The sequence below is a fragment of the Methanobrevibacter curvatus genome (assembly GCF_001639295.1).
Taxonomy (GTDB): domain Archaea; phylum Methanobacteriota; class Methanobacteria; order Methanobacteriales; family Methanobacteriaceae; genus Methanoflexus; species Methanoflexus curvatus.
Genome location: NZ_LWMV01000222.1, coordinates 26,648 through 41,375, shown reverse-complemented (window position 1 = coordinate 41,375; position 14,728 = coordinate 26,648). Strand labels below are relative to the sequence as shown.

Annotated in this window: 13 protein-coding genes and 1 pseudogene; 2 read left to right on the top strand and 12 right to left on the bottom strand. The window is 25.4% G+C overall.

What is annotated here, in order from left to right; genetic code table 11:
- Positions 1 to 106: 106 nt before the first annotated feature.
- The 8 genes and pseudogenes from MBCUR_RS10490 to MBCUR_RS09460 all read right to left on the bottom strand — a co-directional run bounded on the left by MBCUR_RS10490 (position 107) and on the right by MBCUR_RS09460 (position 9,004).
- On the bottom strand, positions 107 to 1,528 hold the full coding sequence (locus MBCUR_RS10490) for an MnmC family methyltransferase (RefSeq protein ID WP_067092687.1): 1,422 nt from the start codon (positions 1,526 to 1,528) through the stop codon (positions 107 to 109).
- A 735-nt stretch (positions 1,529 to 2,263) separates the two neighbouring features.
- Entirely contained in the window at positions 2,264 to 4,102 is a 1,839-nt protein-coding gene (gene glmS, locus MBCUR_RS09485) for a glutamine--fructose-6-phosphate transaminase (isomerizing) (protein WP_067092686.1), read from the bottom strand.
- 169 nt (positions 4,103 to 4,271) lie between these two features.
- Positions 4,272 to 4,376 (bottom strand): annotated as a pseudogene (locus MBCUR_RS11100) (hypothetical protein); the annotation flags it as partial.
- A 203-nt stretch (positions 4,377 to 4,579) separates the two neighbouring features.
- A complete protein-coding gene (locus MBCUR_RS09480; protein WP_067092685.1) occupies positions 4,580 to 6,232 on the bottom strand; it encodes an AMP-binding protein in 1,653 nt (550 codons plus the stop codon).
- A 376-nt stretch (positions 6,233 to 6,608) separates the two neighbouring features.
- Positions 6,609 to 7,016, bottom strand: coding sequence for an acyl-CoA thioesterase (locus tag MBCUR_RS09475; RefSeq protein ID WP_067092684.1), 408 nt, complete (start codon positions 7,014 to 7,016; stop codon positions 6,609 to 6,611).
- 174 nt (positions 7,017 to 7,190) lie between these two features.
- On the bottom strand, positions 7,191 to 7,769 hold the full coding sequence (locus MBCUR_RS09470; RefSeq protein ID WP_067092683.1) for a helix-turn-helix domain-containing protein: 579 nt from the start codon (positions 7,767 to 7,769) through the stop codon (positions 7,191 to 7,193).
- A 177-nt stretch (positions 7,770 to 7,946) separates the two neighbouring features.
- A complete protein-coding gene (locus MBCUR_RS09465) occupies positions 7,947 to 8,225 on the bottom strand; it encodes a hypothetical protein (RefSeq protein ID WP_067092681.1) in 279 nt (92 codons plus the stop codon).
- Between the two features lie 152 nt (positions 8,226 to 8,377).
- A complete protein-coding gene (locus MBCUR_RS09460) occupies positions 8,378 to 9,004 on the bottom strand; it encodes an acyltransferase (RefSeq protein WP_067092679.1) in 627 nt (208 codons plus the stop codon).
- A gap of 304 nt (positions 9,005 to 9,308) precedes the next feature.
- Here MBCUR_RS09460 and MBCUR_RS09455 point away from each other — a divergent pair, with 304 nt between their 5' ends.
- The gene (locus MBCUR_RS09455) at positions 9,309 to 10,385 is read left to right on the top strand and encodes a 7-cyano-7-deazaguanine synthase (protein ID WP_157077739.1); all 1,077 of its coding nucleotides are present in this window, start codon (positions 9,309 to 9,311) and stop codon (positions 10,383 to 10,385) included.
- 19 nt (positions 10,386 to 10,404) lie between these two features.
- On the opposite strand, the gene MBCUR_RS09450 is transcribed toward MBCUR_RS09455, so the two are convergent.
- The 4 genes from MBCUR_RS09450 to MBCUR_RS09435 all read right to left on the bottom strand — a co-directional run bounded on the left by MBCUR_RS09450 (position 10,405) and on the right by MBCUR_RS09435 (position 13,038).
- Positions 10,405 to 11,067 (bottom strand): DUF998 domain-containing protein, encoded by a 663-nt coding sequence (locus MBCUR_RS09450; protein ID WP_067092676.1) that lies wholly within the window; start codon positions 11,065 to 11,067, stop codon positions 10,405 to 10,407.
- A 203-nt stretch (positions 11,068 to 11,270) separates the two neighbouring features.
- A complete protein-coding gene (locus tag MBCUR_RS09445) occupies positions 11,271 to 11,609 on the bottom strand; it encodes a DUF4411 family protein (protein WP_067092674.1) in 339 nt (112 codons plus the stop codon).
- Between the two features lie 38 nt (positions 11,610 to 11,647).
- Positions 11,648 to 11,830, bottom strand: coding sequence for a DUF4411 family protein (locus MBCUR_RS10990; RefSeq protein ID WP_067092672.1), 183 nt, complete (start codon positions 11,828 to 11,830; stop codon positions 11,648 to 11,650).
- Positions 11,827 to 13,038, bottom strand: a complete 1,212-nt coding sequence (locus MBCUR_RS09435; protein ID WP_067092671.1) for an ImmA/IrrE family metallo-endopeptidase — start codon at positions 13,036 to 13,038, stop codon at positions 11,827 to 11,829. The genes MBCUR_RS10990 and MBCUR_RS09435 overlap by 4 nt, the downstream gene beginning before the upstream one ends.
- Before the next feature lie 331 nt (positions 13,039 to 13,369).
- Between MBCUR_RS09435 and MBCUR_RS09430 the strand changes: the two genes are divergently transcribed.
- On the top strand, positions 13,370 to 14,659 hold the full coding sequence (locus tag MBCUR_RS09430) for an ATP-binding protein (protein ID WP_067092669.1): 1,290 nt from the start codon (positions 13,370 to 13,372) through the stop codon (positions 14,657 to 14,659).
- The last annotated feature ends 69 nt before the right edge of the window (positions 14,660 to 14,728 follow it).

Here is a 14,728-nt window from a genome sequence, read left to right as displayed (position 1 = left end):
ATTTTAATTAATATTAACACATATTTACTAAAAATAATTATTTTTAAACCTTTAATTTTTATTATTCTTTAAAATATTTTAATTTAAATTTAACTAATTATAAGTGTTATATATCTAATAAAGAATTCCATCTCTGTTTTATGTCTAAAATGCGGGCTCTTGAACTATTTTTAAAATTAAGTTTATCATTACTATTTTGAGAAGAAATTAAATCTAATACTATTTTTGATTTTGTAGAATCTATATTAAAATCAGTTAAATTTCTTAAAACTCTTCTTTTTAATCTTTCATCAACAATGTCTTGACCTAAATATATTGGTGTTTTAACAGCTGAAGAAATTTTAGTGTTCCCTCTAGCTATTTGTCTTTCTTGTTTTCTATTTTCAACAATAGTTTCACAGCTAGAGCCTAAATTCAAATCCCTAAATGGAATAGCTAAATCCGAAAGAGCTATTAATCTTTCTTCATCATAAGATAAATCTTTATCAATCATTTTATATGATGGAGAAGCTATAGTTCCACCACTTATCCTTCCAAATACAGGACCATCCCCTACATGAAAACCAGCAGCTATTAATCCTGCTTTTACTGGAATAGATGAAGTGTAAGTTAAAATCAAACCTTTAGATTTTAAAATTCTTTTAAATTCTTTAAAAAGTTCTACTGTGTATAACTCTGGAACCAATTTAGGTGAAAAACTATCTAGAAAAATTGCATCATAAAATTTTGAAGGAAGTTTTAAAATAATTTTTCTTATATCTTCAATAAAAAGACCTATGTTAATTTTTTCAGAACCTTCATTAGTTTCTAAATTTAACGAAAAAATATTTTCATGAAATAGCTTGGATTCAATAGACTTTTTTATAATATTATGTGATTCAATAGGTGATGGAATAGCTAAAGCCATTTTCAATATTGCCTCAGAAATTTCAACCATATCTATGTTTAAATTTAATTTATCTTCATTTTCCTTATCTTCACTGAATTTTAAAAATTCATCAATAATAGCTGCAGAATTATATCCAAATCCAGAACAAACATCTAAAATGGAATAAGCCTGAAAATTATCCGTACTAAAATTGTTATTTTCAATATTATTATTATTATTATTATTATTATTATTATTATTATTATTATTATTATTATTATTATTATTATTACTATTATTACTGTTACTATTGTTATTTATTTTACTCTTATTATCTTCATTATTAATATGAATATTTTTACCATTTCTAAGGTTTTTATTAAGCAAACCATCCTGTTTGTTAAATGGTTTTTGATTTAACAATGGATTAACAAATTTTTCAAATGATTCTGAAATAGCTCCTGCAGAAGTGTGCATTGTTTCTGTTAAATCATCCGCATCTGGAGGTTTAAAAGTGTATGACCCATCATCAGTAATTTGTAAATATTTTAATATCTTTTTTTTAAGTATTTGCCTATATTTAGGGTCTTTTGTTTCAAATTCTTTTTGAAAATAGTACTCTACTAAGTCAAAAGGATTTTCAAAGTTTTTTTCCTCCATTTTATCACTACATAAATAAATAATATAATCTTTTTATCAAAAAACCATTAAAGTATTAATTGATTAATTAATTAATTGATTAAAAAAAATATCAAATAATAAAAAATTGATTAAAAAGATAAATATAAAAAAATTATAATGTATGACAAAAATTTTTTAATTGATAATTTATAAAAAAAATTGTCTAAATTAAATAATTTAAGTTAAATATTCTTTAATTTCATGAAATATTAGTCCATAATTATTTATTTTTATAAATATTGAGTATAATTAATTATATTATTAAGTAAATAGAATAAAATAATATTTAAAATAATATTTAAAATAATATTTAAAATACTATTTAAACTAAAGATTAATACAAATTTTTTGTCCAAGATTATAAATAAAAAACAATAAGCAATTATATTTTTTTAAAAGTTAATTATATACATCATAATTTAAAATTAGAAAACAACAATATCATTATAACTAATTCATTTACGGTTATATTTAAAACATAAATCAGAAGAATAATATTATCTTTTTGAAAAAAAACTCACTTGCTTATAAAGAAAAAATTAAATGTTTTCTACTATCCAATTCTAACTTCTAGTTACATTATTCTATTTTAAAATAAACTTTCGGACTGTCACAATAAAATAAAAATAAAAGTAGAAAAAAGTAAGATAAAAATGAAAGTAAAAAAAGTAGGAAGAAAATAAAAGAAAATAAAAATAAAAGAAAATTAAATATTTAACCCACTGTAACACATTTAGCTAAATTTTTAGGGTGGTCTGGGTCTAAACCTCGATAAATACTTATATAATAAGATAATAGCTGTAAAGGAATAATATATGTTAGTGGAGCAAACAATTCTTCAAATTCTTCACCTAAGTCATTAGGGATTTCAAAAACATCCTGAGCCTTTTGGTCTGATAGATCCTCAACATCCGAAGTAAAAGCTATTATATCACCACCACGAGATTGAACTTCAGACAAATTATTCATTGTTTCTTTATAACTGTCACCTTTAGGAAGTAAAACAACAACCGGAACACAATAATCAATTAAAGCTAAAGGACCATGTTTTAACTCTCCAGCAGCATAACCTTCAGCATGGATATATGTTATCTCCTTTAATTTTAAAGCTCCTTCTAAAGCAGTAGGATAAGCTAAGCCTCTTCCTAAGTAAAAAAAATTAGGAGGATATTTATATTTTAAAGAAAGATCTTTAATTTCATCTTCATTTTCTAAGATTTTTTCAATTAATTTTGGAATCAAATTGATTTTTCTCAAAAGTGTGTTGGCAAATACTTCATCTTTTAAGTGATGTTTAGAAAAAAAGGCAGCAAGAAGATATATACAAATTAATTGACCAATATAAGTTTTTGTGGCAGCTACACCAATTTCAGGACCTGCTTGAGTGTAAATAACATAGTCTGCAATCCTTGTGGCTTGACTACCTAAAACATTAACAATAGCTAGTGTTTTAGACTTTTCTTTAGCCATTTCAATTGCATCTATTGTATCTCTAGTTTCACCAGATTGAGAGATAAATATTGTCAATGTTTCTTCATCTAAAGAGTTAAATGAGTATCCAAATTCAGAGGCAAGTATTACATCAGTAGGAATGTGAGCATAGTTTTCAAATAAGTACTTTCCAGTTAACGCAGCATGGTAAGATGTTCCACAAGCAACAAAACATATTCTTTTAATACTTTTAAGATCTTTAACAATATTTTCAATTTCTTCTTTAACAGATAATGTGTTTTCAACAGTAATTGCTTGTTCATGAATTTCTTTTAACATGAAATGATCATATCCTGCTTTTTCAGCCATATCTTCATTCCAATTAGTTTCAATTATCTCTTTTTCAATAACATTTCCATTTAAATCTTTCACTACTACATTATCAGCTGTTAATATAACTATTTCATCATATGCAGGATACATTATTTTTTTTGTGTGTTTTAAAAATGCAGGTACATCAGAAGCTAAATAGTTTTCTCCATCACCTATTCCTATAACAAGGGGACTTTTTCTACCAACAGCAACAATTTCATCAGGATTATTAGTAGAAATAGCTCCAATAGCATATGTTCCATCTAAATGACCAACTGTTTCAACTAAAGCAGATTCTAGATTCATTCCTTTTTCCATGTAGCTTTCAATAATATGTGTTATTACTTCAGAGTCTGTTTCAGATTTAAATTCATGTCCTTCATCAATTAATTTATTTTTTAATTCTTTAAAATTGTTTATAATCCCATTGTGAACAATAGCTACTTTGTTATGGCAGTCAGTATGGGGATGAGAGTTTTCATTACTTGGAATTCCATGGGTAGCCCATCTAACATGAGTTATTCCAACATTTCCATCAAACTTTTCCCATTCTTTGTCAACAACTTTACTGATTTGCCCTTTTGCTTTTTTTAAACCAATATTATATTCTTTATTATTGTTGTATCTATTTTCTTCAACTGTAGCAATTCCCACTGAGTCATAACCTCTGTATTCTAATTTACGCACAGAATCTAATAAAATAGGTGCTACTCTTCGTTTTTTGCTAATACATCCTGCAATTCCACACATTTTTTCACCATTTTCAAAATTATAAAACTTATAAAAATTCCATTTAACCAGTAATAACTATTTTTACAAAAAAATATAAAAAAATCATTTATTACAACAATATATGGTTTTTAGTAATATTTATATTTTTTTAAAAACCATCTGCGTCAAAAAGATACATTGATAAATGTCATGAAAATTCGTGTCCTTTCTCAATTAATTTGTCTTTTAATTCTTTAAAGTTAGTTATAACTCCATTGTAAGTAATAGCTACTTTGTTGCAGTCAGTATGAGGATGAGCATTTTCATTAGATGGATTTCAACTGGTAGCCCATCTAAAGATCTGTTCCAATATTCAATTTTGAGCTTTTTCCAGCCTTAATTAACAACTTCAATGATTTGCCCTTTAGCTTTTTTTAAATTAATTTGATATTTTTTATTATTGTTAGGCTTATTTTCTCCAGCTGTAGTTATACCCACTGAATCATAAGCTCTAAATTAATTATCCTCTTCTAATTTTTTTAAAACTAAATCATATCCAATTTCACTTAAAATGTGTTTTTGTATTTTACCACTGGTAGTCAATGGAAATTTTTCTACGAAGAAAACATGTTTAGGAACTTTATAACGAGCTATTTTTGTAACTGCATAATCACGAATATCTTCTTCTTCTAAATCTGCTCCATCTTCTTTAATAATAAAAGCACCAACAATTTCACCGTATTTTTCGTCTTTTATCCCTGCAACTTGAACATCCTTGACACCATCTATAGTAAACAAAAATTCTTCTATTTCACGAGGATAAATATTCTCTCCACCACGAATAATCATATCTTTTATTCTGCCCACAACAGAATAATATCCATCCTTATCAACAGTTGCTAAATCTCCACTATGTAACCATCCTTCATCATCAATAACTTCAGCGGTTTTTTCAGGCATTTTATAATAACCTTTCATTATATTGTACCCTTTACAACAAATTTCACCTACTTCACCAATGTCTAATGGCTTGTTAGTTTCAGGATCAACAATTCTAACTTCAACATCATCATATCTACGACCAACAGTATTTACTTTTCTTTCAATTGCATCTTCAGCACTTGTTTGAGTCATGCCCGGTGAAGATTCAGTTAGACCATAAACACTAGTTATTTCTTTCATGTTCATCTTATCCATAACCTCTTTCATAGTCTCAATAGGACAAGTAGAACCAGCCATTATTCCAGTTCTTAGTGAAGACATGTCAAACATGTCAAACATAGGGTGATTTAACTCAGCAATAAACATTGTTGGGACCCCATGAATAGCAGTACATTTCTCTTTTTCAATAGCTGAAAGTGCCAATAATGGATCAAACTCTTCTAACATCACTAAACATGCTCCATGAGTTAAAATAGCTAAAACTCCTAAAACAATCCCAAAACAGTGAAATAAAGGTACAGGAACGCATAATTTATCCTTTGAATTGAAATTCATTCTCTCTCCAATTCCAAAACCATTGTTTAAAATATTTCTATGTGTTAACATGACTCCCTTAGGAAATCCTGTTGTTCCTGAAGTGTACTGCATATTAATAACATCATTGTTGTCAAGAGAAGATTTAACCTCAATAAATTTATCCTCACTTTGATGAGATCCAAGCAAAATTAGTTCTTTAGTATTATACATTCCTCTATGTTTTTCTTGACCAATATAAACCACATTTTTAAGGAATGGATATTCTTTACTCTCAATGTTGTCCCTTTTAGATGTTTTTAATTCTGGAACTAAATTATAAACTGTTTCAATATAACTTACATCTCTAAATCCATCAATCATTGCTAAAACTTTCATGTCAGATTGCTTTAATATATAATCTAATTCATGACTCTTGTAAGCAGTGTTTATTGTAACTAAAACAGCTCCGATTTTAGCTGTTGCAAACATAAAAGCTAGCCAATCAGGGACATTTTTTGCCCAAATACCAACATGATCACCTTTTGAAACTCCAATAGCTAACAATCCTTTTGCTAAATTATTAACTCTTTCATTAAATGAATTATATGAAAATCTTAGATTTCTATCAGGATAAACAATAAAGTCTTTGTCTCCTTGTAGTTTTACTTGTTTTTCAAAAAAATTCCCAATTGTGTCCTCTGAAAATACCAAATTATCACCTGTATTAAAATAAGTATTAAAAAGCCATATAGATTGAAACATTAAAATGGCTGTGCAACAATTCAAAAATCTAAGTTTCTAAAATTAGTTGATTAAGTTAAAATTAGATTTATAAAGTTATAATAATGTTCATTATAAAAATAAAAATAAATATTTAATAAAGTTCTATTTTAATTAATATTAATATCTATTTAGTAATCATAATTATTTTTAAATATTTATTTTTTATAAAAGCATGTATTAATATTTTACATATGATTTAACATATTTTAACTAAATATCTGTTTTTACAAAGAATAATCATTGCACAGCCTATAAAAAAATTAAAGTTTATAAAAAAATTAAAAATGAACCATAGTGAAGAATTTTATGGATTATGACTGTAGAGATGTTCTTCTAACTTCTTTCTTATGTCCTCTGGAATAGGTTTAGATTTTTGCTCAATAAAATCAAAGTGAACACAAACAGCAGTACCTTTGACTTTAAGCTCGCCTTGTTGCCAAGCTTCATGATAAACAGTAAATGAGCTATTACCTATTTTAAGAATATAAGTTCTTATTTCAACATCATAGCCATAATACATTTGTTTAAGAAAATCATAATCTGTTCTAGCCATTATGAGTTTCCAATTTTCATGACTTAAATCTAAATCAGGTGTGAAAAATCTAAAAATGTCATTTCTACCTGATTCAAACCAAGAAGCCAATATTGTATTCGTAACATGCTTTAATCCATCTATATCTCCAAATTTAGGAATGACTGTAATTTTAAACATAATATCACATAGAATATAATAAACTAATTAAAAAATTAAGAATTTAATATTTTTATAAATTCAGCTAAAAGAAAAAAACTGAATAATAATAAATTTATAATTAAAATGAACATTAAAAATTGAATAATAAAAAATGAATAATAAAAAATGAATAAAATAATAATTTTAAATCTATTAATCAAAAGGAGAATAAATAACTGCTAAAATCTTGGATTTTTCATTATTAAACGAGTGTAAATGATGAGGAACAATAGAATCATAATAAATACTATCTTCAGCATTAACAATATAAGTATCTTTGCCATACTTTATTTCAACAGCTCCTTCTAAGACATATATAAATTCTTCACCCTCATGAGAGGATAAGTCAAAATCTGCATCTTCTGTATGAACATCTATTATAAATGGCTCCATATGTCTATCATTTTTCCCTGCTCCTAAAGAATAAAAATCTAATGCACTTCCATTGTTATTTTTTTCATCACCAGAGAAATACATAACCTTATTACTCTTACCTTTCTTAATAAGAATGGGTTTTGTACTTAAATTATCATCTAGAAATGTTCCTAATCGTACACCTAAAACATTAGAAATTTTCATCAAAGGACTTAAAGATGGAAAAACATCCCCATTTTCTATATTTTCTATTAACTGTGAATTTACACTAGTTCTATCAGCCAATTCTTCAACTGTTAATTTCTTGCTTTCTCTTAGAATTTTTATTTTATTTCCAATCTGATTACTTTCAGACATTTATTCACCAAATAATAGTTAATATTATCAAATAAGATTTAAATAATAAAAAAATATAAAATTATTAAAAAAATATAAAAAAATAAAAAAATTAGATATTAAATATTAAAAAAATTAAAAAAAATTGATAATTAAAAAAATTAAACAATTTTAAAAAAAGATTTAATAAATGTAAAATCAAATGTTAGACGAATTTGTATCAATGGGTAAAGTTGAGTTATTAGTAATATTTGTAGTATTTGTAGTATTATTATTTATTATTACAACAGTATTAATCTTTAATGGGCTAAAGTTCCCGTCCCCTACAGCTATTAATTTATTTGTAGATAAGTTCCATTGACTGTCATTTAAGTCAATAAAATTCCCTGTGAAAGAATAAGCTACAGAACTTGTTAAAATGGCCAAAATAGCTACCACAAAAATTATTATAAAATTAGCTTTTTTAACTGGACTCATTAAAACACCCTTAAGTTAACAAAATTATCATTAGTGAAAATAAATAATAATGATAAATAAAAATAATCAAAGAAATTACTATTAAAAATAATATAAAAATAATTAAAAAAAATTAAAAATAATAACCAATAATAGTCACTATAAAAAATTTACTACAACATATTAGGAACTCTCAAGTTATGTGGTAATGGTTTAATTTTTGCAGGAGTTCCAATAGCTAAATTATATGGAGGAACACGACGAGTAACAACAGCTCCAGCAGCAACCATTGCACCTTCACCTACTTCAATATTAGATAAAAATGTAGTGTTGGCCCCAATAGATGCACTTTTGCGAATTAAAGGTCCTTTCAAGTCAAAATCCACTCTAACAGGATATCTATCATTAGTAAAAACAGCACATGGACCAATAAATACATTATCCTCAATTAAGCTATTTATTGGAATATAAACATTAGATTGAATACTAACTCCATTACCAATTTTCACATTACCCTCAATAATTGTATTGGTTCCAATTAAAACATCATCTCCAATAGTAGTATTTTCTCTAATAACTACATTGTGACCAGTTTTAAAATCCTTTCCAATATTCACATCATTATAAATAATTGAACCTGAACGGATTAAATAATTATCTCCAATAGTTGGAGGGTTAGAGTCTTCTTTGTATTCTACTCCAAATTGAATATTATTCTTTAAAAATACTTGAGATGGACTATTATTTTCTTCTTTGTCATCATCTTTAGTATTTCCAAAAAATACAAACTTTTTTGCCATTTTATCTTCCGATAAACATTATAAAATTTATTAAAGCTTAGTAGCTATTATAAATTATTAATCTAAATTAATATTCTTATGTAAAATTTTATAAAAGTCATATTAATATAAATAAAAGTCATATTAATATAAATAAAAGTTATATTAATACAAATAAAAATTTACTTATAAACTATTTTTGCATAATCTATAAAGTATTTTTGTATAAATATTTTTGTATAAATAATTTCATTTATAATAATTATATTTATTAAAATAATAATATATAATATTATCTAATTAAAAAAAATATGATAAAATCTAAATAGATACTATGTATTCAATTAACGACATTAAAGAAAATATTAAAAGAATTAGAAAAAATATCGGTCATGATGATTCAGAAATTAATATTAAAGATATGATTTTTAATGAAAAATCAAATGAATTATGGATAATTACCAATGATCGTCCTGACAAATCAGTCATAATTGGAAAAGGTGGATGGGTTGTTGGTAGATTAAGAGAAGATTTAAATATAAATAAAATACATGTAGACAGCTATTCTGACCATATTTTAAAAAAATACAAAATGAACGAATCGTTAAATAAAATTAATTCAGTGATAGAAGATAAAAACAATAATAAAAATGACAAATCCAATGGATTAATAAATTTAAAAAAATTATTAGAAATAAAAATTGAAAATAGCTATAATTTTGATTTTAAAGAGCATTTAAAGAAAAATGAGTCAGAATATGATAAAAATAACCATGAAGCTATTGTTGCACTTTCAGGTGGAGTAGATAGTAGTTTTTCACTTGTCCTTGCCAAATTTTTAGGATTTAATCCAATAGCTATTACAGTTGATGCTGGGAGCATAATCCTTCCTAAACATTATAAAAAAAATATAGACAATTTAACTAAAGAAATTGGAGTTGAACATAAATACATTAAAAAAGATTACTCCAAGATTATCCATGAATCATTAGTTCAAGGAAGATTTCACCCTTGTGGACGCTGTTCATCAAAAACTGGAGAAACATTATTTAACTTTGGTCTTGAGAATGATATAGACACAGTTATTTTTGGAGATATGCTTGCAACTGGAAGCCAATGTATAACAAATAAAATTTTAAACTACAATGGAGAAAAAAAGAAAATGTATAGATTAAATTTACCTGCATCTCTTTCCATTGCAAAACAAGAAATTAAACAAGTGATAGCAGATTATAAAGTTGAAAGTATTGGTGGATTTGGGTGTCCACTTCTCTTTGAAGTCCATAAAAAATATCCTTACATGAGAAAATTCTCAATCCAAAGAATTTTAAGAGAAACAAGATCAGGAGCATTAGAAGCAGGAGAAGCCCTGAATTTAATCTGGAGTTTTGCAAAAAAATAACAAGATTAAACAAAATCAATCAAGTTAATGATAATGCCATACCTTCTATTTTTTTTAAATGTTTATACATCCATAGAGACAGTAATCCAGTAAATATTACTATTGAATAGACATTTATCCGTTCAGCTATTCCAAGGTATTCATTCGGAAGTATATTCATTAACATTGCTCCTACAAACAGTAATATCAATATAACCAATGAAATAATCCCAAAATATTTATATTCTTTTGTTTTAAAAAATCCCACAAAAAACAATATTAATGTAGCTATTGTAAAAATCACAACAAAAACCGTTACTAAAATATGCATTTGATCCTGAAATGATCCAGCATATCCTGATTCGGATAATGGAAAAAATGTATAACCTAAAAATGAAATAATTGTCATTATAGCAAAAACAAAAGAAGCACTGGTAACAATTCTATTAATCTTTCCTTTAAAATATGTAAAAAATCCAATTGAAAATATTACAGTAAAAATTCCATATAATATTGAAAATAGTGATGATATGTTTCTTGATGGAGAATTTAATGCAGTTAAATCACTTATTGCCTGTGCTAATGGATCATAATTTGGATAAAAAATTTCACCCGTGATTACATGAAGAAAATAAAATATAAGTCCAATTAAGCCAAAGAAACTAATTATTTTTATCAAATTTTTATTTGATGTGTTATTCATAATTCTATTTATTATACCTCGATATATTTAAATCTTAATCAAATTACAATAAATTATTGATTAAATAATGTTTATTGAAATAAATTTATTAAATAATATCTATTAAATAATACTTGTTAAATAATGCTTATTATAATAATGCTTATTAAATAATAGCTATAAATAGTGGTTCATTAAATAAAATGTCTTTTATTTGTAAGAATTTATTCAGAATGAGGTAAATACAATTTTTCCCTCTTAATTAACTCGAAAAAATTAATACATTGAAATGGGGCAGTATCAGGGTTAATGTTTTTAGAAATAAGCTTATCACTATGGCAATAAGCACCTAATTTAGGACAAATTGTAGGTATTTTATAGTTAGATTCATTGGTAGCTCCAAGATTGCATTTTTCTTGAGTAACAAGCACTGCACTATATGCCATTGCATAAGCAATTAAATATGGATCTGCCCAATTATTTTTAGAATCATCATAATTGTGGTACCATTCAGGAAAATTTTCTTCTAAAAAACCTAACTCAGTAGAAATATTATTATTCATACTTCTAAATAGATTAAGAAAATTATCAGACCATGTTTTTAATTCATCTGTTTTTTATTAACAATTTCATCTTTAACAATTATAGGGGATATAATTTTACCTTCATTTATCATTCTATCAAAATTGTCCCAGTGAATAGGAAAAGAATCATACTCGTACATATCATGTTTAGTCCTCCGAATAATAACACTAGAATCTATAACATAGAGAATTTCATTCAAGAATATTCCCTCTTTAATATGCATTCCCTAATTTTTTCTACAACATATAATGAAGTATCTAAATCCCTTGATAATTCTAAATCTGAAATTAATTCATTTTCGTAGGCTTCAAATAGTTTCTTAGTAAAATAATTGCCATTCTTACTAAAAAGTTCCGATGCTAGTTTTTGATATTTTTCATCAGCTGTTAGCATTTTAGCTGTTTTATTCTCTTGATTTAGAGTATTTTTTAATGTATTTGTATTTTTGTTTGTTCTGATAGCCCTTTCTTTTAAATATTCTTTAAATTCCAAATCTCTTTTTTTATAAGAATTTTTATTTATATAATTTAAATCTATTGCTTTTCTTATTATAACATCTTTACTTACATTAAAAGTTTTTGATAAATATTCAATGTCTTTATTTTCAAATTTATCATTTTTAAACTCCTTGGTAATAGCTTTAAAGAGTTCTAAAGGTACTAAAATCTCAGAAGCAATTTTGTTACATAATATTTCTTCACTAAATTTCAAATCATAATTTAATATATTACTTATACTGTTTTGTTTAAGGAGAATATGAGCTAGTTCATGGAATAATGTGAATTTTTTTGGGTTTTTATATTCTCTATGATTAATACCTATAATTGGTAGTTTATCATAGCATAATGCATATCCTCTTATTTTATCTGGGTCAATACCATAAAATTCAAAAATTAATATTCCCATAGATTCTAGTTTTTGAATCCAATAGCCTAAATTATATTTAGATGTAGATCTATTCATTTTTAATATAGACCTAATATTTTGAGATAGTTTTTCTATATTTTCATTGTTTAAGTCTTTTAAAACAAAATCAGCTATTTTAAAATTATTATGTTCTTTATTAATGTCCAATAGTATTTTTCGTCTGAATTTAGCATTTCTAATCTCAAATTCAATATCTGGAGTAATTTTTGCATTATTTTCATTGGCAAAGGTTCTAAAATCAGTAAAATCTTCTTTTTCATAATTTGGTTTAGTTTTACTAAAAAAAACAGATGTTGGTCTTTGATAATATTTTCCCAATTCAACAAGGTTGTCATATTCAATTTTTCCTGTTTTCTCCCATTCTATTAATGTTTCTGGAGATTTTTTAATCTTTCTAGCAATATCTTCAATGTTGTAGTGTGCTGTTTCTCTAGCCCAAACTAGCCATTCTCCATTTGTTTCTAATTTTGATGAACTCATTTAAATCTCTCTGTTTTAAATTTTTATAATAATATTTATTATATCTTATTAATTTTATAAATCTTTTCTTTTTTATTGAGTTTTTGTGTCAAAAATTGATGTTAAAATAAAATCATGAAAATTTGTCAAAAATTAAAAAATTAAAAAACAAGTTTAAAATCCCTCAATTTTTGAAATAAATATGATTAAGATATTAAACTAAAAAACATCAAAATAGTAAAATAAAATACCTCAAAATAGTAAAATAAAAAACATCAAAATAGTAAAATTTAAATACATCAAATAATAAAACAATATTTGAAAAACTAATAAAATTAACTGAGCAATTAATATGAAAAAAAGATATTTAAAGCGAGTAATTGATGATATTTTAAAAGAACGTTTAGAAATGATCGGAGCAATTGTTATTGAGGGGCCTAAATGGTGTGGTAAGACAACAACCGCCGAACAACATGCAAAAAGTATATTAAAACTTCAAGATCCTGATAAATCAAAATCATATCTAAAATTATCTGAAGTTAAACCTTCTGCACTTTTAGAAGGAGAAACTCCAAGATTAATTGATGAATGGCAAATGGCACCTGTGTTATGGGATGCAGTGCGAAATAGTGTAGATAATTTAAATGAGGTAGGATTATATATTTTAACAGGTTCAACTTCAGTAAATGAAAACGAAATAATGCATTCAGGAACTGGGAGAATACATAAATTAATTATGAGACCAATGAGTTTATTTGAAAGTGAAGAATCAAATGGCAAAATAGCTATTATGGATTTGTTTAATTCACCAAATATGGATATCAATGGTGTTAAATCAGAGTTATCAATTGAAGAATTGATTTTTGCTAGTTGTCGTGGAGGATGGCCAGATAGCTTAAATAAAAAAACTAAAAAAGCACAACTTTTTGTTGTATCCAATTATGTGGACAATATTTGTGAAAGTGATGTATCTACTGTTGATGGAGTAAAACGTGATCCACAAAGAGTTAGAACTCTTTTACAGTCTTATGCAAGAAACATATCCACACTTGCTTCAGATGAAACTATAATAAAAGACATTCGAGCAAATTTTACAAATATAAGTAAACCAACATATTATTCTTATATTGATGCATTAAATAGATTATTTGTTATAAATAATGTTCCTGCCTGGAACCCAAACATAAGATCAGCAACAGCTATCAGATCAAGGGCAAAAAAAGAATTTATAGACCCATCAATTGCAGTAGCATTGTTAGGTTTGACTCCAGAAACATTACTATATGATTTAAATACCTTTGGATTTATATTTGAGAATTTATGTATAAGAGATTTAACAGTTTATTCTACTTCAATAGATGGAAAAATAGCTTATTACAGAGATAAATATGGTCTTGAAGCAGATTGCATATTACATTTAAAAGATGGGAGATATGCCCTAATTGAATTTAAGTTAGGTAGTAATGAAATTGAAAAAGCTGCAGAAAATTTAATAAAACTTGACAATTTAATAAAACAGAATATAAGAGATTATAAAATAAATATAAAAGAACCAAGTTTCTTAGCTATTATTACTGGTGGAGAATTAGCTTATACTAGAGCAGATGGTGTTAAAATATTACCAATTGGTGTTTTAAGATAACAACAGGATAATATTATAAAATATAATTATAAAATATTTTCCTATAAGAAAAAAATCCAATAAAATTAC

Coding starts and splice junctions, on each gene's coding strand:
- MBCUR_RS09475 (WP_067092684.1), bottom strand. CDS start 7,016: ATGTTTAAAATTACAGTCATTCCTAAATTTGGAGATATAGATGGATTA.
- MBCUR_RS09465 (WP_067092681.1), bottom strand. CDS start 8,225: ATGAGTCCAGTTAAAAAAGCTAATTTTATAATAATTTTTGTGGTAGCT.
- MBCUR_RS09450 (WP_067092676.1), bottom strand. CDS start 11,067: ATGAATAACACATCAAATAAAAATTTGATAAAAATAATTAGTTTCTTT.
- glmS (WP_067092686.1), bottom strand. CDS start 4,102: ATGTGTGGAATTGCAGGATGTATTAGCAAAAAACGAAGAGTAGCACCT.
- MBCUR_RS09430 (WP_067092669.1), top strand. CDS start 13,370: ATGAAAAAAAGATATTTAAAGCGAGTAATTGATGATATTTTAAAAGAA.
- MBCUR_RS10490 (WP_067092687.1), bottom strand. CDS start 1,528: ATGGAGGAAAAAAACTTTGAAAATCCTTTTGACTTAGTAGAGTACTAT.
- MBCUR_RS09445 (WP_067092674.1), bottom strand. CDS start 11,609: ATGAATAATAATATTTCTACTGAGTTAGGTTTTTTAGAAGAAAATTTT.
- MBCUR_RS09435 (WP_067092671.1), bottom strand. CDS start 13,038: ATGAGTTCATCAAAATTAGAAACAAATGGAGAATGGCTAGTTTGGGCT.
- MBCUR_RS09460 (WP_067092679.1), bottom strand. CDS start 9,004: ATGGCAAAAAAGTTTGTATTTTTTGGAAATACTAAAGATGATGACAAA.
- MBCUR_RS09470 (WP_067092683.1), bottom strand. CDS start 7,769: ATGTCTGAAAGTAATCAGATTGGAAATAAAATAAAAATTCTAAGAGAA.